This is a genomic window from Streptomyces sp. NPDC004266 (assembly GCF_042874095.1).
Taxonomy (GTDB): Bacteria; Actinomycetota; Actinomycetes; order Streptomycetales; family Streptomycetaceae; genus Streptomyces.
This window is the reverse complement of record NZ_JBIAMM010000009.1, coordinates 333,476-358,786: the sequence shown is the minus strand read 5'-3', so window position 1 is coordinate 358,786 and position 25,311 is coordinate 333,476. Positions and strand designations below refer to the sequence as shown.

General features: G+C 74.8%; 13 protein-coding genes. 5 read left to right on the top strand and 8 right to left on the bottom strand.

Annotation, left to right across the window (positions count from 1 at the left end; translation table 11 throughout):
* The 3 genes from ACFYUZ_RS23325 to ACFYUZ_RS23315 all read left to right on the top strand — a co-directional run.
* A partial coding sequence (locus ACFYUZ_RS23325) for an SDR family NAD(P)-dependent oxidoreductase (protein WP_389312169.1) occupies window positions 1-9,956 on the top strand: 9,956 nt, incomplete at its 5' end.
* Window positions 9,953-13,216: a type I polyketide synthase gene (locus ACFYUZ_RS23320; RefSeq protein WP_389312167.1), complete on the top strand. Its 3,264-nt coding sequence runs from the start codon at window positions 9,953-9,955 to the stop codon at window positions 13,214-13,216. The genes ACFYUZ_RS23325 and ACFYUZ_RS23320, both read left to right, overlap by 4 nt.
* A gap of 87 nt (window positions 13,217-13,303) precedes the next feature.
* Window positions 13,304-13,849 (top strand): TetR/AcrR family transcriptional regulator, encoded by a 546-nt coding sequence (locus tag ACFYUZ_RS23315; RefSeq protein WP_389312165.1) that lies wholly within the window; start codon window positions 13,304-13,306, stop codon window positions 13,847-13,849.
* Window positions 13,850-13,897: 48 nt separating this feature from the next.
* On the opposite strand, the gene ACFYUZ_RS23310 is transcribed toward ACFYUZ_RS23315, so the two are convergent.
* The 3 genes from ACFYUZ_RS23310 to ACFYUZ_RS23300 all read right to left on the bottom strand — a co-directional run bounded on the left by ACFYUZ_RS23310 (window position 13,898) and on the right by ACFYUZ_RS23300 (window position 16,497).
* The gene (locus ACFYUZ_RS23310) at window positions 13,898-14,383 is read right to left on the bottom strand and encodes a PQQ-binding-like beta-propeller repeat protein (RefSeq protein WP_389312163.1); all 486 of its coding nucleotides are present in this window, start codon (window positions 14,381-14,383) and stop codon (window positions 13,898-13,900) included.
* Window positions 14,384-14,580: 197 nt separating this feature from the next.
* The gene (locus ACFYUZ_RS23305; RefSeq protein ID WP_389312161.1) at window positions 14,581-15,540 is read right to left on the bottom strand and encodes an SDR family NAD(P)-dependent oxidoreductase; all 960 of its coding nucleotides are present in this window, start codon (window positions 15,538-15,540) and stop codon (window positions 14,581-14,583) included.
* Between the two features lie 201 nt (window positions 15,541-15,741).
* Complete coding sequence (locus ACFYUZ_RS23300; protein WP_389312159.1) at window positions 15,742-16,497, bottom strand: thioesterase II family protein; 756 nt, start codon at window positions 16,495-16,497, stop codon at window positions 15,742-15,744.
* A gap of 516 nt (window positions 16,498-17,013) precedes the next feature.
* Here ACFYUZ_RS23300 and ACFYUZ_RS23295 point away from each other — a divergent pair.
* On the top strand, window positions 17,014-18,171 hold the full coding sequence (locus tag ACFYUZ_RS23295; protein WP_389312157.1) for a calcium-binding protein: 1,158 nt from the start codon (window positions 17,014-17,016) through the stop codon (window positions 18,169-18,171).
* 146 nt (window positions 18,172-18,317) lie between these two features.
* Here ACFYUZ_RS23295 and ACFYUZ_RS23290 read toward each other — a convergent pair whose 3' ends face one another.
* From ACFYUZ_RS23290 to ACFYUZ_RS23270, 5 genes are all read right to left on the bottom strand, one after another.
* Window positions 18,318-18,668: a hypothetical protein gene (locus ACFYUZ_RS23290; protein WP_389312156.1), complete on the bottom strand. Its 351-nt coding sequence runs from the start codon at window positions 18,666-18,668 to the stop codon at window positions 18,318-18,320.
* Window positions 18,669-18,690: 22 nt separating this feature from the next.
* Window positions 18,691-18,828 carry a hypothetical protein gene (locus ACFYUZ_RS23285; protein WP_389312154.1) on the bottom strand — a complete coding sequence of 46 codons (138 nt, stop codon included), beginning with the start codon at window positions 18,826-18,828 and terminating at the stop codon, window positions 18,691-18,693.
* Complete coding sequence (locus ACFYUZ_RS23280; protein ID WP_389312152.1) at window positions 18,825-20,288, bottom strand: vanadium-dependent haloperoxidase; 1,464 nt, start codon at window positions 20,286-20,288, stop codon at window positions 18,825-18,827. Before ACFYUZ_RS23280 ends, ACFYUZ_RS23285 begins: the two co-directional genes overlap by 4 nt.
* A gap of 656 nt (window positions 20,289-20,944) precedes the next feature.
* Window positions 20,945-21,607 (bottom strand): response regulator, encoded by a 663-nt coding sequence (locus tag ACFYUZ_RS23275; protein WP_389312150.1) that lies wholly within the window; start codon window positions 21,605-21,607, stop codon window positions 20,945-20,947.
* The gene (locus tag ACFYUZ_RS23270; RefSeq protein WP_389312148.1) at window positions 21,582-22,754 is read right to left on the bottom strand and encodes a sensor histidine kinase; all 1,173 of its coding nucleotides are present in this window, start codon (window positions 22,752-22,754) and stop codon (window positions 21,582-21,584) included. Before ACFYUZ_RS23270 ends, ACFYUZ_RS23275 begins: the two co-directional genes overlap by 26 nt.
* A gap of 175 nt (window positions 22,755-22,929) precedes the next feature.
* Here ACFYUZ_RS23270 and ACFYUZ_RS23265 point away from each other — a divergent pair, with 175 nt between their 5' ends.
* Window positions 22,930-25,200, top strand: coding sequence for an MMPL family transporter (locus ACFYUZ_RS23265; RefSeq protein ID WP_389312146.1), 2,271 nt, complete (start codon window positions 22,930-22,932; stop codon window positions 25,198-25,200).
* The last annotated feature ends 111 nt before the right edge of the window (window positions 25,201-25,311 follow it).

Genomic DNA, 25,311 nt, shown 5'->3' with positions numbered 1-25,311 from the left:
CCGACGCCGTCACCCTCGTCGCCGTCCGCGGCCGCCTCATGCAGACCGCCCGCAACGACGGCGCCATGCTCGCCGTCCAAGCCACCGAGGACGAGGCCGTGTCCTTCCTGGCCGACTACGAGGGCCGACTGACCGTCGCAGCACTCAACGGCCCGGAGGCGACGGTTCTTTCGGGTGACGAGGACGCCGTGGCCGAGGCCCTCGCGCACTGGACCGACCTCGGTCGCCGCGCCAAACGCCTGACGGTCAGCCACGCCTTCCACTCCGCCCACATGGACGAGGTCCTCGACGAGTTCCGCACGGCGATCAGCGGCCTGACCTTCCACGCCCCCAGGATCCCCGTCATCTCCAACGTCACCGGCCTGCCCGCCACCGACGACGACCTCCGCTCCCCCGACTACTGGGCACGACACATCCGCCAGGCCGTCCGCTTCCACCCCGGCATCCAACACCTCGAAGCCAACGGCACCACCCGCTACCTCGAACTCGGCCCCGACGCCACCCTCACCGCCCTCGCCCAGGACACGCTCACCCAACCCGCTGTCCTCGCGCCCACCCTGCGCAAGAACACCCCCGAACCCACCACCCTCGCCACCGCCGCCGCCCGCCTCCACACCGCGGGCCACACCCCCGCCACCTGGCAACCCCCCACCCCCACCCACATCCCCGACGGCCTCCCCACCTACCCCTTCCAGCACGAGCACTACTGGGTCGAGCGGACGAACGCCTCCGGGACCGACGTGACGTCCGCCGGGCTCGTCTCCGCCGGACACCCGTTCCTGGGCGCCCTGGTCACCCTCGCCGACAGCGACCAGCTCGTCCTCACCGGCCGGATCTCCCTGCGCACCCACCCCTGGCTCGCCGACCACACCATCTCCGGCACCACCCTCCTGCCCGGCACCGCCTTCACCGACCTCGCCCTCCACGCCGCCTCTCACACCGACACGCCGACCCTGGAGGACCTCACCCTCGAAGCACCCCTCGCCCTGCGCGAAAAGGGTTCGGTGGAGCTGCAGGTGGTGGTCGACTCGGCGGCCGGTTCCGATCGCCGTGCGTTCACGGTCCACGCGCGCGGCGAGGACGCCGAGTCGTGGACCCGGCACGCCTCCGGCGCCCTCTCCGCCGGCCCGGGCGGCACGGGGGCGGGCCGCGCGTCCCTGGCGTGGCCGCCGCCCGGCGAGCAGGTCGACCTCACCGGCCTCTACGAGGAGCTGAACGCCCACGGCTACGCGTACGGGGCCGCCTTCCGGGGTCTGACGGCGGCCTGGCGCGACGGCGACGACCTGTACGCGGAGATCGAGCTGCCCGGGGAGGCCGACGCCCTCGGACACCCGGTGCACCCCGCGCTCCTCGACGCCGCGCTCCATCCGCTCCTCCTCGACCTGGTGGGCGGTGCTCCGGACGCGGTCCGGCTGCCGTTCAGCTGGTCCGACGTGACCCTGCACGCGACGGGCGCGGCCCGGCTGCGGGTCCGGCTGACCCGGTCCGGCGCCGACACGGTCACCCTGACCGCCGACGACCCCGAGGGCGGTCCTGTCGTCGACGTCGGCGCCCTGCTGATCCGCCCGGCCGACATCGGCGCCGCGACCGCCGCCTCCGGCGACCGCTCGCACGCGCTGTTCCGGGTCGACTGGCGAGCGGTGCCCGGCGCCGTCGTGACCCGCACCGACGGGTCCGCGGCCGGTGCACCGGTCCGCGCCGTGGTCGGACCGGACGCCATCGGCGTCGGCGACGCCCTGGGCGAGGGCGCGGTGCGGTACGCCGACCTCGACGCGCTGGCCGCCGCCGACGGGCCCGTACCGGCCGAGGTCCTGGTGCCGTTCACGCCGGGACGCCCGCCCCGGGGCACGTACGACCCGGTGGCGATCGCCCGCGAGGCGCCGCACCGGATGCTGGGGCTGATCCAGCGCTGGCTGGCCGACGAACGGTTCGCCGACTCGCGGATGGTCGTCGTCACCCGCAACGCGGTCTCCACCCGCTACGACGAGTCGATCCGGGACCAGAGCCTGGCCGTGTGGGGTCTGGTGCGCTCCGCGCAGACCGAGCACCCGGGCCGCTTCCTGCTGGTCGACGTGGACCGGGACGAGGCCTCGTACCGGTCGCTCGGCACGGCGCTCGACACGCCCGACGAGACGCAGCTCGCGCTCCGCCGCGGCACCGTGCTCGCCGCCCGGCTGACGCCGAGTGCGCCCGAGGGGCGCCTCCCCGTCCCGGCGGGGAGCGGGGGCTGGCGGCTCGGCGCGACGGCCAAGGACACCCTGGAGAACCTGGCGCTGCTGCCCGCCGAGGCGCCCGCCGCGCCGCTCGCCCCGGGCGAGGTGCGGGTCCAGGTGCGGGCCGCGGGCCTGAACTTCCGCGACGTCCTGATCACCCTCGGCCAGTACCCGGGCGAGGCGCCGATCGCCAGCGAGGGCGCCGGGTACGTCCTGGAGACCGGCCCCGGCGTCGTCGGCCTCGCGCCCGGTGACCGGGTGATGGGCCTCTTCCCCGAGGGCGCGGCCGGACCGGTCGCGGTCACCGACCACCGGCTGCTCTCCCGGGTGCCGGCCGGCTGGTCGTTCACCCAGGCCGCCGCGACGCCGGTGGTGTTCCTGACCGCCCTGTACGCGCTGACCGACCTGGCCGGCGTCCGCGCCGGGCAGACGGTGCTGATCCACGCCGCCGCGGGCGGTGTCGGCATGGCCGCGACGCAGATCGCCCGCGCCCTGGGTCTGGAGGTCTACGGCACGGCCTCGCCCGCCAAGTGGGACGCGCTGCGCTTCCAGGGCTTCGACGACGCCCACCTGGCGAACTCCCGCACCCTCGACTTCGAGCGGGAGATCCTGGCCGCCACCGAAGGCCGTGGCGTGGACGTGGTCCTCGACGCGCTCGTCGGCGAGTACGTCGACGCGTCGCTGCGGCTGCTGCCGCGGGGCGGCCGGTTCGTCGAGATGGGCAAGGCCGACGTCCGCGATCCCGAGCAGGTGGCCCGGGCCCACCCCGGTGTGGTCTACCGCTCGTTCGACCTCATGGAGGCCGGCCCGGACCGCATCCGGGAGATGCTGGCCGAACTCCTCGCGCTGTTCGAGGCGGGCCGGCTCGGCCCGCTGCCGGTGGAGGCCTGGGACGTCCGGCGGGCCCGGGACGCCTTCCGGCACCTGGGCCAGGCCCGGCACACCGGCAAGGTGGTCCTCACCCTGCCGCGCGCCCTGGACCCCGACGGCACGGTCCTCGTGACCGGCGCCACCGGCACCCTCGGGCGGCTCCTCGCCCGCCACCTGGCCACCCGGCACGGGGTCCGGCACCTGCTCCTGACGAGCCGGCGCGGTCCCGGGGCGCCCGGCGCCGACGAGCTGGTCGCCGAACTCGCGGAGGTCGGCGCCCGGGCCACCGTCGTCGCCTGCGACACGGGCGACCCTGCGTCGGTGCGGCGGCTGTTCGCGTCGGTCGACCCGGCGCACCCGCTGACCGCCGTCGTGCACACGGCCGGTGTGCTCGACGACGGCACGATCGAGTCGATGACGCCGGAGCGGCTCGACCGGGTCGCGCGCTCCAAGCAGGACGCGGCCTGGCTGATCACGAACGAGATCCACGACCTGGACCTGTCCGCGTACGTGATGTTCTCCTCGTTCGCCGGGATCATCGGCAACGCCGGGCAGTCCAACTACGCGGCCACCAACTCCTTCCTGGACGGCGTCGCCGCCTACCACCGCTCCAACGGGCTGCCGGGCGTCTCGCTCGCCTGGGGCCTGTGGGGCGCGGACGGGACGGCGGACGGCGCCGGGAGCGGGGGCGGCGGCATGGCCGGCGCGCTCGGCGCGGGCGACCTGGCCCGGCTCGCGGGGGCGGGGCTCGCGCCGATCGACCCGGAGCAGGGCCTCGCGCTGTTCGACGAGGCGCTGACCACCGACGAGCCGCTGCTCGTCCCGCTGCGGCTCGACCCGCCCGCGCTGCGGGCCCGCGCCGAGGCGGGCACCCTGCCTCCGCTGCTGCGCGGTCTGGTGCGCCCGCGCACCCGGCGCGCGGCGGCGGGCCGGCCGGCCCCGGCGGGCGCCGGGTCTCTCGCGGAGCGGCTCGCGGCGGTGGATCCGGCCGAGCGCGACCGACAGCTCCTCGCGCTCGTGCGGGCCGAGGCGGCGGCGGTGCTGGGGCACGGCGCCGGTGACACGCTCGCCCCCGAGCGGGCGTTCAAGGACGTCGGCTTCGACTCGCTGACGGCGGTCGAGCTGCGCAACCGGCTCAACGCGGCCACCGGTCTGCGGCTTCCGTCGTCGCTGGTCTTCGACCACCCCACGCCGGCCGCCCTGGCGGCGCACCTGCGCACCGGTCTGTTCGGCGACGCCGAGCCGGCCGCGGCCCCGGCCGCCCGGCGCGCGACGCCGGCCGTGGCCGCGCCGGCCGACGAGGACCCGATCGCCATCGTCGGCATGGCCTGCCGCTACGCGGGCGGGGTCGCCTCGCCCGAGGACCTGTGGCGGCTCGTGCTGTCCGGTACGGACGCGGTGACCGGTTTCCCGGAGGACCGCGGCTGGGACACGGAGGCCCTGTACGACCCCGATCCGGCCCGGTCCGGCACCTCGTACACGCGGCGCGGCGCGTTCCTCACCGGCGCCGACCGTTTCGACGCGGCCTTCTTCGGGATCAACCCGCGCGAGGCGACGGCCATGGACCCGCAGCAGCGGCTGCTCCTGGAGACGGCCTGGGAGGCCGTGGAGCGGGCCGGGATCGACCCGACGACGCTGCGCGGCAGCGACACGGGCGTGTTCGCGGGCGTCGTCGCCGGTGACTACGTGACCCGGCTCGGGCAGGCGCCGGAGGCGGTCGAGGGCTATCTGGCGACCGGCACCACGGCGAGCGTGGCCTCCGGCCGCATCGCCTACTCCTTCGGTCTCGAGGGCCCCGCGGTCTCCGTGGACACGGCGTGCTCGTCGTCGCTGGTGGCGCTGCACCTGGCGGCGCAGTCGCTGCGGCAGGGCGAGTGCTCGCTGGCCCTTGCGGGCGGCGCGACGGTCCTCGCGGGCCCGACGAGCTTCGTCGAGTTCAGCCGGCAGCGGGCGCTGTCGCCCGACGGTCACGCCAAGGCCTTCTCGGACTCCGCGGACGGCACCGGCTGGGGCGAGGGCGCGGGTCTGCTGCTCCTGGAGCGGCTCTCCGACGCCCGCCGCAACGGGCACCCGGTCCTCGCCCTGGTACGGGGCACGGCGACGAACCAGGACGGCGCGAGCAACGGCCTGTCCGCGCCGAACGGGCCCTCGCAGGAGCGCGTGATCCGCCAGGCCCTCGCCAACGCCCGCCTGACGCCCGCCCAGGTCGACGCGGTCGAGGCGCACGGCACCGGCACCCGCCTCGGCGACCCCATCGAGGCACAGGCCCTCATCAACACGTACGGAAGCGAGCGCGACGCCGAACATCCGCTGTGGCTCGGCTCGTTGAAGTCCAACGTCGGCCACACGATGGCGGCGGCCGGTGTCGGCGGCGTCATCAAGATGGTGATGGCGATGCGCAACGGCCGGCTGCCGCGGACGCTCCACGTCGAACGGCCGACGACGCACGTCGACTGGTCGGACGGCACCGTGCGCCTGCTCACCGAGGAGCAGGAGTGGCGCACCGCGGGCGACGAGCCGCGCCGGGCGGGAGTGTCCTCCTTCGGCATCAGCGGCACCAACGCCCACGTGATCATCGAACAGGCACCGGAGGAGACCGGGACCACCGAGGAGGAGGAACTCCCCGACCTGCCCTGGCTGCTGTCGGCCAAGACCGAACAGGGCCTCAAGGACCAGGCCCGCCTCCTCCACGCGTACGCCACCGAAAACCCCCACGTGCCCGTACGACAGATCGCGGGCACGCTCGCCGCCCGCACCCGCTTCGACCACCGCGCCGTCGTGGACGCGGGCGACCGCACGGCCCTGCTCGCCGGCCTCGACGCGCTCGCCGGGGGCAGGGAGGTGCCCGGCCTGGTGACCGGCACGACGGTGGGCCACGAGCCCGGCCGCGTCGTGTTCGTCTTCCCCGGCCAGGGCAGCCAGTGGCTCGCCATGGGCCGCGAACTGATGCGGAACAGCGAGGAGTTCGCCGGCTACGTGCGGGAGTGCGCCGACGCGCTCGCCCCGCACACCGACTGGGACCTGACCGCGGTCCTCGCGGGCGACCCCGGCGCCGCCTCGCTCGACCGGGTCGACGTCGTCCAGCCCGCGCTGTTCGCGATGATGGTGTCGCTCGCCCGGCTCTGGCGCCGGCACGGCGTGGAGCCCGCCGCGGTGATCGGCCACTCCCAGGGCGAGATCGCCGCCGCGTACCTGGCCGGCGCCCTCACGCTCGCCGACGCCGCCCGGATCGCCGCGCTCCGCAGCCGGGCCATCACCCGGCTCGCGGGCACCGGCGGCATGCTGTCGGTGCAGCTGCCCGCCGACGTCGTACGGGAGCGGCTGATCGACGACACGTACGTCGCCGCCGTCAACGGCCCCGCCCTCACGGTCGTCTCGGGCGCCCCGCATGCCCTGGAGACGCTCAAGGAGACGTTCACCGGCGAGGGCGTCCGGGCCAGGACGATCCCCGTCGACTACGCCTCGCACTCCCCGCACGTCGACGCGCTGCGCGACGAGCTGCGCGAGCTGCTCGGGGGGATCGAACCCCGCGCCACGGACGTGCCGTTCTGGTCCACGGTCACGCGCGGCCCCCTCGCGGGCACCGAGCTCACCGTCGACTACTGGGTGCGCAACCTGCGCGAGCCGGTGCTCTTCGAGGAGACCGTGCGCGGGCTGCTCGCCGCCGGGCACACCGTCTTCGTCGAGGCCAGCGCGCACCCCGTGCTCGTCCCCGCGATCCAGGAAACGGTGGAGGAGGCGGGCGCCGCGGCGGTCGCGCTCGGCACGCTCCGCCGCGATCAGGGCGGCCTGGACCGCTTCGGCACCTCGCTGGCCGAGGCGCACGTCGCCGGTGCCTCGCCCGCGGCGTGGCGGCCCGCGCTGCCGCCCGCCGACCCGGCGGGACCGCCCACGTACCCGTTCCAGCGGCAGCGTTACTGGCTGGAGGGGACCGGCGCGGCCGTCGACGCGGACGGCCTCGGCCTGGACACGGCCGGGCATCCGCTGCTCGGCGCGAGCGTCCCGCTCGCCGGCTCCGGTCAGGTCGTGTTCACCGGCCGGGTCTCCCTGCGCACCCACCCGTGGCTCGCCGAGCACGCGGTGGAGGGCACGGTGCTGCTGCCGGGCACGGCCTTCCTCGACCTGGCGCTGTACGCGGCGGACCGCACCGGCGCGGACGGCGTCGAGGACCTCACCCTGGAGGCCCCGCTGCCGCTCGCCGAGCAGGGCGCGGCGGTGCTCCAGGTGACGGTCGGCGCGCCGGACGAGTCGGGCCTCCGGCCGCTGGGCATCCACTCCCGGACGGGTGAGGGCGCGGACTGGATCCGGCACGCGACCGGCACGCTCGGCGCCGCCTCCGCCGCCGACCGGGCGTCCGCCGGGGACCAGGCCTGGCCGCCGGCCGGGGAGCGGGTCGACCTCGGCGACGCGTACGGCGAGCTGCTCGCCCGCGGCTACGCGTACGGGCCGCTCTTCCAGGGCCTCACCGCGCTGTGGCGCGACGGCGACGACCTCTACGCCGAGGTCGAGCTGCCCGAAGACGCCGAGGACGCAGCCACCACCGGCCACTGCGTCCACCCGGCGCTCCTCGACGCCGCCCTGCACCCGCTGGCGCTCGCACCGGCCGGCGCGGACGGCTCGACCGGCACGGACGGCTCCGGGGGCTCCGGGGAGGTCCTGCTGCCGTTCTCCTTCGGCGGCGTACGGCTGCACCGCACCGGCGCGAAGGCGCTGCGGGCGCGGCTGACCAGGACCGGCGGAACCTCGGTCGCCCTGCGGCTCACCGACGCGGAGGGCTTCCCCGTCGTCGACGTCGAGACGCTGGCCCTGCGTCCGCTGCCGGCCGCCGAGCTGGCCGCGCTGCGCTCGCGGGGCACGGCGGACCTGCCGCTGTACGCGGTCGGCTGGACGGCCGCCGGTCAGGCCGCCCCGACGGCACCGGCCGCCCCGGCCGCGGGCACGTGGGCGGTGCTCGGCGAGGGCGGTGACGCGTTCGCCGCGGCGCTCGGCGACGCGCCCGTGTTCGCCGGTGCGGCCCAGCTCGGCGCGGCCGTCGCCGACGGCACGCTGCGACTGCCGGACACCGTCCTCGCCGTCCTTCCCGCGGCCGAGGAGCCCGCGGGCGTGACCGGCACCGTCCCGACGGGTGCCGAGGTCCGGGCCGTGCTCGATCCGCTGCTCGCGCTGCTGCGCGACTGGCAGGCCGACGACCGCCTCGCCGCCGGACGCCTCCTGGTGGCCGCGCGCGGCGCGGTCGCGGTACGGGACGGCGACACCGTCGACCCGGCGGCCGCCGCCGCGTGGGGGCTGCTGCGCACGGCGCGGAGCGAGAACCCCGACCGGATCGCGCTGGTGGACCACGACGGCACGGACGCCTCGCTGCGGGCCCTGGCCGCGGGCACCGGACCCGCCGAGAGCGAACTCGCCCTGCGCGAGGGCGCCTGGTACGCGCCCCGGCTCACCGCGCTGCCGGACACACCGGGGCCCGAGGCCGGAGCCGAGGCCCGGCCGTGGGACCCGGACGGCACCGTCCTGGTCACCGGCGGCACCGGCACCCTCGGCGGGCTCGTCGCCCGCCGGCTCGTCACCGACCACGGCGTACGGCACCTGCTGCTCACCGGCCGGCGCGGACCCGCCGCCCCGGGCGCCACGGAACTCGCCGCCGAACTCACCGCGCTGGGCGCGGAGGTCCGGATCGAGGCCTGCGACGCGGGCGACCGCGACGAGCTCGCCGCACTGCTCGCCGGGATCCCCGCCGACCACCCGCTCACGGCGGTCGTGCACGCGGCGGGCGTCCTGGACGACGGCGTGATCCAGTCGCTGACCCCGGAGCGGCTCGGCACGGTGCTCGCCGCCAAGGCCGACGCGGCGCTGCACCTGCACGAACTCACCCGTGAGCTGCCGCTCGCCGCGTTCGTCCTGTTCTCCTCGCTCGCCGGAGTGGTGGGCAACGCGGGACAGGGCAACTACGCCGCCGCCAACGCCCTGCTGGACGGTCTGGCCGTACGCCGCCGGGCCCTCGGCCTGCCCGCGCTCTCCCTGGCCTGGGGACTCTGGGCCGACGGCAGCGCGCTGACCGGCCACCTCGACGGGCGGGAACGCGACCGGCTCGGCCGCGACGGCGTCGTGCCCCTGGCGGCCGAGGACGGGCTCGCCCTCCTCGACCGCGCCCTGGCCGGCGCGCCGGCCGCCGTCGTCGCCGCGCGCCTGGACCGCGCCGAACTCCGGCGCCGCGCCGGGGCCGGACTCCTGCCGCCGCTGTTCGGCGGACTCGTGCCGGCGCCCGCGCGCCGGGCCGCCGCCGCGACACCGTCGGGCTCCCTGGCCGAACGTCTCGGCGGGGTGCCGGAGGAGGAGCGGGAGCGCCTGGTCCTCGACCTGGTGCGGGAGACCGCCGCGCTCGTCCTCGGCCACGGCGACACCGGCCTCATCGACGACGAGCACTCGTTCAAGGAGCTCGGCTTCGACTCCCTGACGGCGGTGGAGTTCCGCAACCGGCTGAGCGCCGCCACCGGGCTGCGGCTGCCCACGACCGTGGTCTTCGACCACCCGTCGCCCGCCGCGCTGGCCACGCTGCTGCGCACCCGGGCGGAAGAGGCCGCGGCGAAGGCGGCGGCCGCTCCCGGCACGGACCCGGCCACCGGCTCCGACCCGCTCGTCGGGCTCGACGCCCTGGAGAAGGCCCTCTCCCTGACGCCGGAGACCGACACCGACACCCGTACGGAGGTCGGCAGGCGACTGCGGGAGCTGCTGAGCGGCCTGGAGGCCTCCACAGCGGCGGGCTCCCCGGAGGCAGGCCCCGAGGACGTGGCCGGCCGGATCAAGTCCGCCTCGACGAGCGACCTCCTCGATCTCATCGACAGCGAATTCGGCAGGAAGGCCCGGTCGAAGTGACGACGCCGACGACAGACAGCACCACCGGGGCGGACACCGCCGCCGAACCCGCCTCCCAGGAGGAGCGGCTGGTCGAGTACCTCAAGTGGATGACCGCGGAGCTGCACGAGACGCGGCAGAAGCTCACCGAGGCCGAGTCCGCGGCCCGGGAGCCGATCGCCGTGGTCGGCATCGGCTGCCGCTACCCCGGCGGCGTGCGGGGCCCCGAGGACCTGTGGCGGGTCGTGGACTCCGGCACCGACGCCATCGGCGGCTTCCCCGACGACCGCGGCTGGGACCTCGACGCGCTGTACGACGCGGACCCGGACCGCTCCGGCACCTCGTACACCCGCAACGGCGGCTTCCTGCCGGACGCCACCGAGTTCGACGCGGGCTTCTTCGGGCTCAGCCCGCGCGAGGCGCTGGCCACCGACCCGCAGCACCGGCTGCTCCTGGAGACCGCCTGGGAGGCGCTGGAGCAGGCCGGGCTCGACCCGCGCGAGCTGCGGGGCAGCCGGACGGCGGTCTTCGCGGGCCTGATGTACGGCGACTACGCGGCGCGGCTCCCCCGCATCCCGGAGGAGGTGGAGGGCTTCATCGGCAACGGCACCGCGCCGTCGGTCGCCACGGGCCGCATCGCGTACACCTTCGGCTTCGAGGGCCCGGCCGTCTCGGTCGACACCGCCTGCTCCTCCTCCCTGGTCGCCATCCACCTGGCCGTCCAGGCGCTGCGCCAGGGCGAGTGCTCGCTCGCCCTGGCGGGCGGCGCGACGGTGCTGTCGACGCCCGGTCTCTTCACCGAGTTCAGCCGGCAGCGCGGGCTGTCCGCCGACGGCCGCTGCAAGTCCTTCGCGGCCGGCGCCGACGGCACCGGCTTCGGCGAGGGGGCGGCCCTGGTCGTCCTGGAGCGGCTGTCCGACGCCCGCCGCAACGGCCACGACGTACTCGCCGTCATCCGCGGCAGCGCCGTCAACCAGGACGGCGCGAGCAACGGGCTCACCGCGCCCAACGGGCCCGCCCAGGAGGCGGTGATCCGCCAGGCCCTCGACAACGCCCGGCTGGCCCCCGCCGACGTCGACGCCGTCGAGGCCCACGGCACCGGCACCACGCTCGGCGACCCGATCGAGGCACAGGCCCTGATCAACGCGTACGGGCGGGAGCGGCCCGCCGGCCGGCCGCTGTGGCTGGGCGCGCTCAAGTCGAACATCGGGCACACCCAGGCGGCGGCCGGCGTGGGCGGCGTCATCAAGATGGTGATGGCCCTGCGCAACGGCGTGCTGCCCCGCACGCTGCACGCGGACGAGCCGACCCCCCACGTGGACTGGTCGGACGGCACGGTCCGGCTGCTGTCCGCGCCGCGCCCGTGGCCGGCCGAGGAGGGCCGGCCGCGCCGGGCCGGCGTCTCCTCCTTCGGGATCAGCGGCACCAACGCGCACCTGATCCTGGAGGAGGCTCCGGAGGCCGCGGAGTCAGCCGGTGCCTCGGGGGCTGCTGAGGCCACTGAGGCTGCGGGGACCCCTGAGGCTTCCGCGATCGACCCGGCTGCCGCGCTCCCGCTGATCGCCTGGCCGCTGTCCGGGCGGGGTGCGGGAGCCCCGGCCGCGCAGGCGCGGCGGCTGCTCGACCACCTGACGGAGCACCCCGGACCGACCGCCGCCGAGGTGGCGCGGGCCCTGGCCGCCCGGCCGGCCCTGGAGGACCGGGCCGTCGTGCTCGGCGAGGACCACGGGGCCCTGCTGCGGGGCCTCGGGGACCTCGCGTCCGGCGGCCGGTCCGCGGCCGTCGTCCGGGGCAGGACCGAGCGCCGTGCGCGCGCCGCGTTCCTCTTCACCGGCCAGGGCAGCCAGCGCCTCGGCATGGGCCGCGAACTGTACGGGTGCCACCCGGTGTTCGCCGCCGCCTTCGACGAGGTGTGCGGGCTCTTCGACCCGCACCTGGAACGGCCGCTGCGGGACGCCGTGTTCGCGGCGCCGCGCACTCCCGAGGCCGCGCTGCTCGACCGCACGCGGTACGCGCAGGCCGCCCTGTTCGCGCTGGAGACGACGCTGTTCCGGGTGCTGGAACACCACGGCCTCGTACCGGACTTCGTGATCGGGCACTCGGTGGGCGAGCTGGCCGCCGCGTACGCGGCGGGCGTGCTGACGCTCCAGGACGGGGTGGCGCTCGTGGCCGCCCGCGGCCGGCTCATGGAGTCGGCGCGGGGCGACGGCGCCATGGTGTCGCTGCAGGCCTCCGAGGAGGAGGTCGAGGCCTTCCTGGCGGAAGGCGCGCAGGGCGCGGGGGGAGCGCGGGGCCTCGCGGGCGGCCGGCTGTCGATCGCGGCGGTCAACGGGCCCCGGTCGGTGGTCGTCTCGGGCGACGCCGACGCGGCCGCCGCGGCCACGGCGCACTGGCGGGCGCGGGGCCGCAAGACCAAGCGGCTGCGGGTCAGCCACGCCTTCCACTCGCACCACATGGACGGCGTCCTGGAGGAGTTCCGCCGGGCCGTCGCGGCGCTGTCCTTCAAGCCGCCGGTGATCCCGCTGGTCTCCAACCTGACCGGGCGGCCCGCGAGCGCCGGGGAACTGGGCGACCCGGACCACTGGGTGCGGCACGTCCGCGAGGCGGTCCGCTTCCACCCGGGCGTCCGGCACCTGGAGGACGAGGGCGTCCGGCTGTACGTGGAGCTCGGCCCGGACGGCGTCCTCTCGGCACTCACCGCGCAGAGCCTGCGCAAGGAGCCGCCGGTCCTGGTCCCGGCGCTGCGCGGCGACCGCCCCGAGCCGCGGACGCTGCTCTCGGCGCTCGCCCTGGCCTGGGCGCACGGCCGCCCGGTGGACTGGACCGGGCTCGCCCCCGCGGGCGGGCGGGTGCCCCTTCCGCCGTACGCCTTCCAGCGGCGTCCCTACTGGCTGCACGCCCCGGCCGTACGCCTCGCCGAGGAGCCGGCGGCCCCCTCGACCCCGGCGCGGGACGGCGACCCCGAAGTCGTCGATGCCCTCGGAGGGCCCGTCCCGCGCCGGAACCTCGCCGAGCTCGTCCCCGCGGAGCGGGAGGCGGAGCTCCTGGAACTGGTGCTGTCCTCGGCGGCGTCCGTGCTCGGGCACGACTCCGTCGCCGAGATCGCTCCGGACGCCACCTTCCTGGAGGCCGGGTTCACCTCGTTCACGGGCCTTGAGCTGCGCAACCTGCTGGCCGAGGCGACGGGTCTGGAGCTGGCGGCGACGCTCGCGTTCGACCACCCCACGCCCGCGGAGCTGGCCGCCCGGCTGAGCAGGGAGATCGGCGGGGAGGCAGGATAGAATCGGGGCTATACCCCGCTTATGGTGCCGCCGCCGTCGCAGACGGCGGCGGCACCGCCTGAGCACGGCTGAGGAGAAGACAGCACGATGCGCGCAGACGCCCGCCGCAACTACGAGCGACTCCTGGCCGAGGCCAGGAAGGCCTTCGACACCCACGGCATCCACACCTCGCTCGACGACATCGCCAAGCAGGCGGGGCTGGGCAACGCGACGCTGTACCGCCACTTCCCCACCCGGGAGGCGCTGCTCGAGACGATGCTCCGGGACAGCATCTCCGAACTCGGCGGAACCGCTCGGGAGTTGCTGACCACGGAGCCGGCCGGTGCGGCCCTCGCGACCTGGGTCCGGGCGGCGGTGGCGCACGCCACCACGTACCGGGGACTCGTGACCCTGCTGATGGACAGCCTCAAGGACGAGACCTCCGAGCTCAACAACGCCTGTACGTCGATGCAGTCGTCCGGCCAGCAGCTCCTGGAGCGGGCGCAGCGGACCGGAGAGGTGCGGGGCGACCTGTCGGCGGCCGAGCTGTTCGCGCTGATCGCCGCGGCGGCCTGGACCCGCGAGCACGCCCCCGACGAGGCCGACCAGGTCCTGACGGTCATGATCGACGGCCTCTGGCCACCGCGACGCTGACCGGACCGCCCCGGGGCCCGACAGGCCCTGAGGAGCCCTTGAGCAGGATCAGGGCCGAGGAGCGCACTCCAGGATCCGGCCGTCGACGGTCCTGATGAGCACGTGCCCTCGCGGGGTCACAGCGAGGGACAGCGCTGCGGTCGGCACTCCTCCGACCTCGAGCTCGACGTTCCACCGCACCGAGCCGTCGGCGGCGTCCAGCGCGGTCAGGGTGCCGGAGTTGTCCGCCACGTAGACGGTGTCCCCGTCCGTGTCGAGGGCGGTGGCGGGATGATCGGTGCGGTGCTGCCACTGCACCGCTCCGTCCAGGGACCGTCGTACCGTGTAGGCCCCGCCGGGCTGGAGCCCCTGGCCGTGGTGGACGGTGCCGGCATAGACAAGGGACTGCCCGATCTCGACCGCGGGACCCCCGAAATGGTGCTCTGCCGGTGCCCAGGAGTGCGGGAAGAGCGGCCGCAACGTCCCGTCGGCGCCCAGGGCGGTGACCCGTTTCTCCCTGGCGAACGGGCCGTCGCCGAACACGCGCCGGACCATCGGCACAAGGGTCGTGCAGGTTTCCTCCCCGGGGCACATGAACGACCGCCGTCCGGGCGCGGCACGGCGGCGGCTCATGATCCCGTCGGACGGCGGGACACACCACGGGATTTCATCCGGGCGAAGCCCCGACCGCACGGCCCGTGCCCTCGTGGTGCCTCAGCCGACCGCCCACGGCCCGCTCGACGACCCGTCGGTCACCGCGCGTGCCCGAGCCGTCCGGAGACAGCGCCGGGGTCGGCGCCGGTCAGATCACGGCTCGCGTCCCACAACCGTGCCGCGACGGAGCGGTCGGCCAGACGGCTCCACACCGCTTCACGCCGGGGCTCGCCGCGCAGGCCGAAGACGCGCGGTCCCCACAGCCCGCCTCCGCTCACGGCCGGGTCGAGCACCGCCCGGACCGCGGGCCACGCGCCGGCGTGCTTGCCCTGGAGGAGGAGGGCCGCAGGTGCCGCGCCCAGCCGTGCGCCGGCGGTGCGCACGTGGACCGGCGGCCGCGACGGGGTGAGGGAGTCCAGCGCGCCACCGGGATGGACCACCACGCTCGCCACCGTGCTGCCGGCAGCCCGCAGGCGGCGATCGAGTTCGACACCGAAGTACATCTGCGCCAACTTGGAGCGTCCGTAGGTGCGCTTGGGACGGTAGTCCTTCCGGGACTGCAGGTCGTCCAGGTCGAGCCGCTCGGACTTCGCCGCGAAACTTCCCATGGTCACGACGCGGGCCGCCGGCGCGGCCGACAGCAGGGGCATCAGCCACCGGGTCAAGACGAAGTGTCCCAGGTGGTTCGTGCCGAACATGAGCTCGTGACCGTCCCCGGTCTCCCTGCGCGGCGGGTCGTCGAGCGCGACGCCGGCGTTGTGGACCACCGCGTCGAGGCGCTCCACCTCCATCGATTCCACCGCTCTCTGGAGCGACGCGAGGTCGGCGAGGTCCAACCGTACGGAACGCACCCGTGCACCGGGGACGCGCGCGCGGATCGAGGCGAGGGCGATCTCGGCCTTGGCGGGACTCCGGCTGCCGAGCACGACGGTGGCTCCGGTCACCGACAACTGCTCGGCGACGAAGTACCCGATGCCGGCGTTACCGCCGGTGACCAGGAAGACGCGGCCCTCGGCACCCGGCAGGCGTCGGACGTTCCAGGACGGGGTGGGCGACATGGCGACGGGGTTCCCTTGCTGTCGGAGGCGGTTGCGGTTGTCCCCTCGGGCAACTCGACGTCCACGGTTCCAGCGGCCACCGACAGATCGCCTGTGAATCACCGACAGTCCCGCCGGACGGCCGACGTCCCGCCGACGTGGTGCCGGCCCCTCGCCCACCGCCGGCGGACCAGGCCGTAGCCCGGGGCCCCGGGCTACGGCCTAGCGCGGCAGCCGGGCGAGCCTGCGGGAGATCAGGGCGGCGAGCTCGTCGGTGCGGTCCGCCAGATAGAAGTGCCCGCCGGGGACGACGGTGCAGCCGAACTCCCCCGTGGTGTGCGCCTGCCAGGCCCGCGCCTCCTCCTCGCTCACCCGCGGGTCCCGGTCGCCCACGATCACCTCGACCGGCACCCGTACGACGGCGTGCGGATCCGGGCGGTAGGTCTCGATCGCCCGGTAGTCGGCCCGCAGCGGCGGCAGCACGAGCTCCCGCATCTCCGGGTCGGCGAGCAGCTCCGACGGGACCCCGCTGAGCCGCTCCGTCTCGGCGATCAGGGCGTCGTCGTCGAGCAGGTGGAAGGCCTCCGCCCGCTGCGTCGACGGCGCGCGCCGCCCGGAGGCGAAGAGCACCCGGGGCTCGCTCAGCCGCGCCGCCTCGAAGGCGACGACGGCGCCCATGCTGTGCCCGAAGTACGCCGGCCGGCGCCCCGCCCACGGCGCGATCGCCGCGACCACCGCGGCCGCGATCTTCCGCACGTCCTCCATCGGAGCCTCGCCCCTGCGGTCATGACGTCCCGGGTACTGGACGGACAGCACCTCGATCCCGGCGGGGCCCAGCAGCCGGGAAAGCCCGTGGAAGTAGGCGGCCGACCCGCCCGCGTGCGGAAAACAGACCAGCGGAGTCCGCTCCGGCTCCCCCGCCGCGGGCGGATGGAACCGCCTGATCCACACGTCGCTGTCGACCATGAGCCCCGTCATGCCTGCACTCCTCGCATCGGCTTCCCCTGTGGACGAGCCATCCTCACCCACCCTCCTTAAGCCCCGGTTACGCCCCGGGCGATGGACCTTCGACGTGCTTGGTCAGGACCGGTGGTCCCGCCTCACCGAGGTGAACCCGGCAGCAGGGCCCACTCCGCCGACGAACCCCCTCCGAAGCGGCGCGGGCACCTGCTGTTCCAGCACCGCAACCGCCGAACTCGCAGCCGGAGCAACACCCTTCGTCCAGCACCGGGTGCATCCGCCGGCGGGAAGGACGCGCGCTTCGGCGACCACCGCGTCCACGGCGACGACGGCGTGCACTTCCGCACCCGCGGCAAGACCGCCACCACCCGCCGGCCCGTACGGACCGGGGGATCCGTGCGGGCCGTCCGTGCTGCGTCCGACGGGGGCATGCCGTTGAGCCAACCGACTGCACCGCATTCCCTCGTCGTTACCCGCTGTGCCCGACGGGGATCGATCTGCACGGATGTCCGTTCATGATCGAAAGGGAGCGCGATGACAGGAAGCCGTCACGGAGCCGGGACGCGACTCCGACGCGTCGCCGCGAGCGGATGCGCCGGGGCGCTCGCCCTGGGAGGCGTGCTCGCCCTCGGTGCGGCGGACGCGGGCGCGGCACAGCCGACGTGCCTGGGCCGCCCGGCCACGATCGTCATCACCACGCCCGACGTGACGACGTACGGGACCAGCGGTGCGGACGTGATCGTCGGCACCTCGGGCCGGGACGTCATCTACGGGCTCGGCGGAAACGACCGGATCTGCAGCCTCGGCGACAACGACGCGGTCGGCGGTGGCCCCGGCAACGACGACATCGACGGCGGCACGGGCCACGACACCCTGGTCGGTGACTCCTACGTGCTGAACGGCAACGCCACCGGCGCCGCCGGCAACGACTTCCTGATCGGTGGCGACGGCTTCGATCGCCTGATCGGAGACAGCTTCTCCGAGCGGGACGGAATCGCCACAGGCGGCGGAAACGATCGCCTGGAGGGTGGTGCCGACCGCGACGAGCTGGTCGGCGACAGCTGCGCTCCCGGCGGCGCGTCCGGCGGCGGACGCGACCGGCTGGACGGCGGCGACGGCGATGACCACATGGTCGGCGACTCCCGGGCCCCCGGCGGTGATGCCCAGGGGGCCGGTGACGACGTGCTTCTCGGCGGTGCCGGCCCCAACGACTTCCTGGTCGGCGACAGCGACGCCAACGGAAACGCCGAGGGCGACGGAGGCGACGACACCCTGAACGGGGGTGCCGACGGCGGCTTCCAGATCGGCGACCACAACGTCAGCAACGAATTCGGCGGTTACGCCACCGGCTCCGGCCGCGACCAGATCATCGGCGGCAGCGGCGTGGACGTCCTGGTCGGTGACAGCTCCGTCGCGGACGCCAACCTCTCCTCCGCGAGCAACGACCGGATCGAGGGCGGCGACGGCGACGACCGCATCTTCGGCGACAACACCGACTTCTTCGCCACCGCCACTGTCGGCGCGGCCGGGGGCCGCGACGACCTCCGCGGCGACGGCGGCGCCGACACCCTCCGCGCGGGCCCCGGCGACGACGCCCTCGACGGCGGCGCCGGCGCCCCGGACGTCTGCGACGGCGAGTCGGGCACGGACAAGGCCGCCCCGAGCTGCGAGACGACACCGAACGTCCCCTGACCGCATGACCGCATGACCGCATGACCGCACCGAAACCACTGGCCCCCGGGACGCGTACCGACGCGCCCCGGGGGCCCGGTCCGTACGGGCTTCGGCCTCCTACGCGGGGGGCGTGCCCGCTGCGGGCCAGTGCCGGCGTTCGGGAATCAACCTGCGCAGGATCCACCGTGGACGTCGCCATGCGTCGCAACGCATGCGGCACGTCGTACGAGATGTGCGCCATCATGGAAAAGCACGTCTTCGAGCGTGTAGGAGCGCCGGACGGTCGAAGCGGCGAAGACGTCTCGCCATGGTGGGGGGACGGAGTCCGGCAGATCGCCGGGTCGCACTTCGTCCGCGGAGCCACCGGATCGTCCCGCCGGCCATTCGTCGATGCCGTCCATCGCGCTGAAGTAGGCCGATGCGAGCGTCTCGCACGGCTCGGCGACCCACGGCGGGTCCTCGAACGCGGGGGTGCCCGTGTCCGAGCCGGCGGGGAGCACGGACTCGACGGTCATCGGGAGTGGTTCCTGCCGCCCGCTAAGCCGGCGCGCCGATGCGGCGGGTGTCCTCGCTCGCCGTGCCCCACTCGCACACCCATTCCGCGACCACCCTCCGGCGGTCGGCCGCGACCTGGTAATTGGCGGTCGAGACACGCCCCGGGAAAGCAGCGTTCACGGGACGGCCCTTGGCGCAGTGCCGTCGAAGTAACGCCGGGCGAGGTCCCAGGTGGATTCGCCGCACGCGCGTCCCGTGGCCCGCGCGTCGAGGTCACCCCGTTCGAAGTGGATGCCACCGTAACGGCGGGACATGCCGGCCTGGTCGGCGGCATCGGTGAACGTCGCCCAGGTGAGAGTGACGTTCCGGGCCGGGACCAGTCCGGGTTCGACCTTCGACGAGCCGGCCGCGATCGTCACCGACGCACCGAACCTGTCGCTGCCGGTGGCCCTGCGCAGGATCGTGGCACCAGCGGCGCTGAAGTTGCTGTGGCCGGAGGAGTACTCGGCGAACGGCGGGGTCGGGAAGGTCGACCTCTGGTACGGCAGCCACATGCCGCCGTCCATGCTCCTCGCGCCCTGGCCGGGTCCGCCCCAGGCGCGCACCTGCCGGCCGTGGAAGAGGTGGCGGACAGCGGTGACGGGGCGCACCGAATCGAAGGCCCTCTTGTTGTCCCAGGCGACGACGCCGGCGTCGAGGAGGGCGTTGTTGAGGGCGAAGAACATCTTGACGTCGGCCTCGATGCCTGCCGCGCCGGGGCCGTGGTGGTCGCGGCGGGAGACGTACTCGGCGAACAGGTTCCAGTGTCCGGGCGGCGTCTCCGAGGCCGGCCCGTCGGCCCAGTACTCCACAAGGGACTTCTGTTCGTCGGTCAGGTCCGCGCTGATGTCGAGCAATGCCTGGGCCTGCGCCCGGTAGGAGGCCGGGGCGGTGGCGAGGCGCACGGGCCCGGCGGGCGAGCGGAGGGCATCGCCGCTCTTCAGCGCGAACGGCTTGACGTTCCCCCAGAAGGGGGCGAGGAAGGTCTGCGTGACAGTGGCTCCCGCGGCGTTGACGAAGCGGAGCGGCTGCCAGCGGTCGGGGTCGTGCACCGTCGCCGGGTCGAACGACCCGCCCGGGGTCAGGTCCATCGGGTCGTTGACCGGGTGGTAGCCGGTGTAGTCGGAGTAGGGTGCGCCGGACCCGCCGGGCTCGTTGCCGAGTTGGTTGGCCCCGTCCGCGTGCCGGAGGTTCAGCACGGCCCGGCAGGCCACGTTGCCCACGCCGGCGGCCGAGTCGAGGTCCGTCGTGGCATCAGCCGGGTCGTAGCCGAGGCGGGCCATCAACGGATCGAAATCCGTGGCGGCGCGTCCGGGAAACAGGTCGACCGCGGCGCGGTAGGCGGCGAAACTGACCGCCTCGACCTCATTGGGCAGCGTGCGCTGTCCCGGAGGGCGGCGCAGCGTTCCCCCGAGTCGGGTGCCGACCGCCGTGCTGTCGTAGGCGGCCCACGCGTCGTACACGCACGTGTGTACGACGGCCAGGGCCCGGGCGACCATGGGTGGTCCCAGCGCAGAGTTCCGTACCGCTCGCAGGACGGCGGCATTCCACTGGAGCACCACGTTGCCGGGCAGACCGGAACTCGCGCTCGCCGCTCGCACGGGGAGCAACGAACTCAACAGGACGAGAACGACCACGGGGAAGACGCCGGCGGAGCGGAACCTTTTCATTGCCCATCGACTTTCCTGGGATCCCCTTGCACGGGTCGTCTCTCCTGTGGACGCGGCAGGCCGGTTTCGAGGCTTCTCCCCCCCACACGGGCGACCGGACATACCAGCAGCTCGCCCGCCCGCCCGGTCAGCGGCCGGGCGAGACCGTCCGCACCCTCGTCACGGCAGACGTACAGCCCCTCAAGGGGCATGCCGGACATACGAGAGGAAGACACACGCGGTGATCCTCCGGTCGAGGTGTGCGGCGGCCTGCCCGACGGGGTGATCGCGGGAGCCGTGGAACCGCTCCGACCTCACCGTGCCACACCACCGGCCCCGGCACAGCGATGACACGCACACGGCCGGGACCGCAAGAGGCCCCGGCAGGGACGTCGGACGCGACGACGGGAGATCAGGAGTTCGTCGCCGGCCGCCCGGCCCGGCGGGGTGGCTGTCGGGAGTCTTGTCGCATCGGGGGTCTCGCCGTCCCAGTTCCGGCCTCCTGGTACGTCACGCTCTGGGGCGGGTGAGGCACGTGGAGCCGACGCGAGCCGACCGGTGCCCTGTTGTCCGGGCGGGGACTCACGGGACAGGGCCCGGCACCCGGCTCAGGTTCCGGGGAGGATGCGGCGCGTCTCGTAGGCCCACATCGCGATCTCGACCCGGTTGCGGGCGCCGAGTTTGGCCATGAGGCTGGCCAGATGCGTCTTCACCGTGCTGAGGCTGATGTGCAGTGCGTCGGCGACCTCGGTGTTGGTCAGCCCGCGAGCGACGGCGAGGAGCACCTGCTCCTCGCGGGCGGTGACGGGGGAGATCGGCTGGGCCACGGGCCGGCCGGCGGGCAGGTCCGCGAACGCCTGGAGCAGACGGACGGTGACGCTGGGCGCGATGAGCGCCTCACCGTCGGACGCCGACCGTACGGCCTGCGCCAGAAGGTCCGGTCCCGTGTCCTTGAGGAGGAATCCGCGGGCGCCGGCACGCAGTGAGCCGTAGACGTACTCGTCGAGGTCGAACGTGGTGATGACGACCACGGCCAGCGGGTCGGCGACGCCCGGGCCGGCGACCAGCCGGGTGGCCTCGAGCCCGTCGAGTACGGGCATGCGAATGTCGAACAGGCAGACGTCGGGGCGTAGTTCGCGGGCCAGACGTACCGCTTCCCGCCCGTCGGCGGCCTCGCCGACCACCTCGATGCCGGGCTGGGCGTTCAGCATGATCCGCAACCCGGTGCGGATGATCGTCTGGTCGTCAGCGACGAGGACGCGAATGGACACCGCTCTCGCTCCTCGCTCTCGGCAGTTCGGCTTCGACATGCCAGCCCCGGTCGGCACCCGGGCCGGCTCGTAGTGTGCCGCCGAGCAGGGTCGCGCGCTCGCGCAGTCCGGTGAGTCCGTATCCGTCGCGCCCCCGGCCGGTGCGCCGGCCGTTGTCGCGCACGCTCACCCGTACCGCGTGCCGTTCCGCGGCGACCCGGACGACGAGCTCGGTCGCGTCGACCGCATGGCGCAGCGCGTTGGTCACCGACTCCTGCACGATCCGGTAGACGGCCGCGTCCACGGCCGGGGGCAGCGCGTCCAGTTCGCCGTCGAGCCCCAGGTCGACCCTGAGGCGACCACCCGGGGTGCGCACCAGGCGCTCCAGATCCGCGACTCCGGCAGGGGGCGCCAGCTCGGCGCCGAGCCCGCGGTCGCGCAGCGCGGCGACCATGGCGCGCATCTCCTCCAGCGTGCGCGCCCCTTCCTCCTCGACCCCCTCCAGCGCCTCGACGGCGGCGGACGGGTCGATGCCCGCGAGCACCCGGCCCGCCTGGGCGATGATCACCATGGCCGACACGTGGTGGGCCACCGTGTCGTGCAGTTCCCGGGCGAGCTGCTCGCGCTCGCGGGAGCGCACCTGCTCCAACTGCCGCTCGCGAGCGGTCACCCGGAACCGCACGGCGGCCCCGACCACGCCGGGCAGCAGCAGGAAGGCGAGGCCCACGATCTTTTCGACGACCGAGGTCTCGTCCGTGGCGACACACAGCGCGCCGGCCGCGAGGACCACCGCGCCGCCCAGCACGATCTCGCGTCCCGATCCCCACCGGGGCAGCGCGTACACCAGCACGAGCACGACCGCGCCGGTGTACAGGCCGACGTCCTCGCGCGGTGCGGTGACGAGCGAGGCCACCGGAAGCAGGACCACCGAGCCGAACGCCAGCGCCACCGTCGCCAGCGGGCGGGTCCGGCGCCACAGGAGCAGCAGGCACAGCCATACGGCGATCACCACCACCACCGGCCGCCACACGACGTCCTCGCGCAGGGTGGCCTCCAGCGCCACACCGGCAAGGCCCGCGCCGAGCAGCGCCCAGTCCCGCCACACCCGGGCGGGCGCGTCGGGCGGCCGGGGTTCGGTCCACAGGGTTCGCAGGTCGTCTCGGAGCACGGTTCTCAGCCTAGGGGCCGCGGCGTGCCGCGCATCGGCCGAAAGGACGGGTCGTCACTCCGCCCCGGGGCCGACGGATCCGCGGCCCGGGGGCCGATGCCGCGGAGCGCCGTGGCGACGAGCCTCGGCATCGGCGGCCGTACAAGGACGGCCGACGAGGCGGTTGGAGGAACCGATGCTTTCGAAAGCCCTGTTGCGCCTGGGCGCAAGCGCCGCCCGCCGTCCCTGGCGGGTGATCGCGGCATGGCTGATCGCCGCCACGCTCGCCGTCCTCGCAGCCGTCGCCTTCGGCGGGCGGACCGCGGACTCGATGACCGCTCCGGGACTGGACTCCCAGCGGGCCGCGGAACTGATCGAGCGGGCGGGCACCGGCCAGGAGGGGATGACCGCCCAAGTGGTCGTCACCCCCCTCGACGACGCTGCGACGTTCTTCGACGACGACGGCGCGCGCACCGCTCTCACGCGGCTGCGGGCCGAGGTGCAGCGGCTGTCGCACGTGCTCGGCACGAGCGACCCGGCGGGGGCGCTCGACGCGGGCGGGGACACCGCCGTGCGCGGCGGCCTCGTCTCGGCCGACGGGCGGATCGCGGTCGTCCGGGTGCAGTACCCCGACCAGAGCCGGCTGTCGGCCGAAGACCTCGACGCCCTCGTCGACCTCGGCGACCGGCTGCGGGCCGAACTGCCCCTGCGCATCGAGATGGGAGGGAACCTCTTCTACGCCTTCTCCGACCCCGACGGCGGCGCGAGCGAGCTGATCGGCCTCCTCGCCGCGGCCACGATCCTGTTCCTGGCGTTCGGTTCGCTCGTCGCCGCCGCGCTGCCGATCGGCATGGCGGTCTTCGGGCTGACCGTCGGGGTCGCCACGATGACGGTGGTGGCGGGGGTGACGGACGTCCCGACCTTCGCCCCCGTCCTGGGCAGCATGGTCGGGCTCGGAGTGGGCATCGACTACGCGCTGTTCGTGCTCGCCCGGCACCGGGAGTACCTCGGGCGCGGGCTCGATCCCCGCGAGGCGGCGGGGCGAGCGGTGGCCACGGCGGGGAGGCCCGTGGTCTTCGCCGGCGGCACCGTCGTCGTGTCGATCCTCGGCCTGGCGGTCGCGAACGTGCCGTTCATGACGGTGGGCGGGCTCGCCGTCTCGATCGTCGTTCTGACCATGGTGGTCGCGTCGGTGACGCTGCTGCCGGCCTTCCTGGGCGCCGCCGGCCCGCGCCTGGCCCGGGCCGGCCGGATCGGCCGGGCTCTGCGGACCGGGAAGCCGGGCCGACCCGCACGGCGGCGGGACCCGGCGGCGGGCGCCGCCCGCGCCGCCGGGTGGCGTCGCTGGATCGGGCACGTCAGCCGGCACCCGGTGCCGTACGCGGTCGGCGCGGCGGGACTGCTGCTGACCGCGGCGCTGCCCGTGCTCGGCCTGCGCGTCGGCCTGCCCGACGACGGCTCACTGCCCCACAGCCGTACCGAGCGCCGGGCCTACGATCTCGTCGCCGAGGGGTTCGGCCCGGGCACCAACGGTCCCCTCGTCATCGCCGCGGACCCCACCGGTGATCCGGGCGTGCTGGACCGACTCGTCGGGGCGGTCGCGGCGGATCCGGGCATCGCGTCCGTCGCGCCGCCGCACATCGACCGGGCCACCGGCATCGCGACCCTCGTGGTGTTCCCCACCACCAGCCCTCAGGACGAGGCCACGGCCGACACCATCGCCCGGCTGCGCACCGACGTGCTGCCCACGGCGATCGGGCACGGCCCGGCCAGGGCCCACGTCGGCGGCGCCGCCGCGAGCCTGTCCGATGTGGGCCGACGCACCAGCCGGCGCCTGCCGGTGCTCGTCGCCGCCGTGCTGGCGATGTCGTTCCTGCTGCTGATGCTGGTCTTCCGCTCGGTACTCGTACCGCTCAAGGCGGTACTGCTGAATCTGCTCAGCATCGGCGCGGCCTACGGCATCATGGTCGCGGTCTTCCAGTGGGGCTGGGGAGGCGCGCTCATCGGGCTGGAAGCGACGGTCCCGATCGTGTCGTTCATCCCGATGTTCCTCTTCGCCATCCTGTTCGGCCTGTCGATGGACTACGAGGTGTTCCTCCTCTCCCGCGTACGCGAGGAGTACCTGCGCACCGGCGACAACGGCACGGCGATCGTCGAGGGCATCTCGGGCACCGCCCGGATCATCACCTCGGCCGCCCTCATCATGGTGGCGGTCTTCCTGTCCTTCGCCGTCCCCGAGGACCCCTCCACCAAAATGTTCGGGCTCGGCCTGGCCACCGCGATCCTCATCGACGCCACGGTCGTACGCATGGTGCTGGTACCGGCGACCATGACGCTCCTCGGCCGGGCCAACTGGTGGCTGCCGAAGTGGCTGGACCGGATGCTCCCCCGCGGCCCGGTCGGCACCGACGACACCGACGCGGAATCCACGGGTGAGACCCCGCCTCCGCTGCTGGTCGACCGTTGACCCGGCTCCTGCCCGCCCTCGGCGTGCGGCGCCGCAGCGCGTCACCCAGGGGCACGTCGAGTCGTGATCACCGGAAACTCCCCCTCCGGATCGGTCAGTTGCACTCGCGTC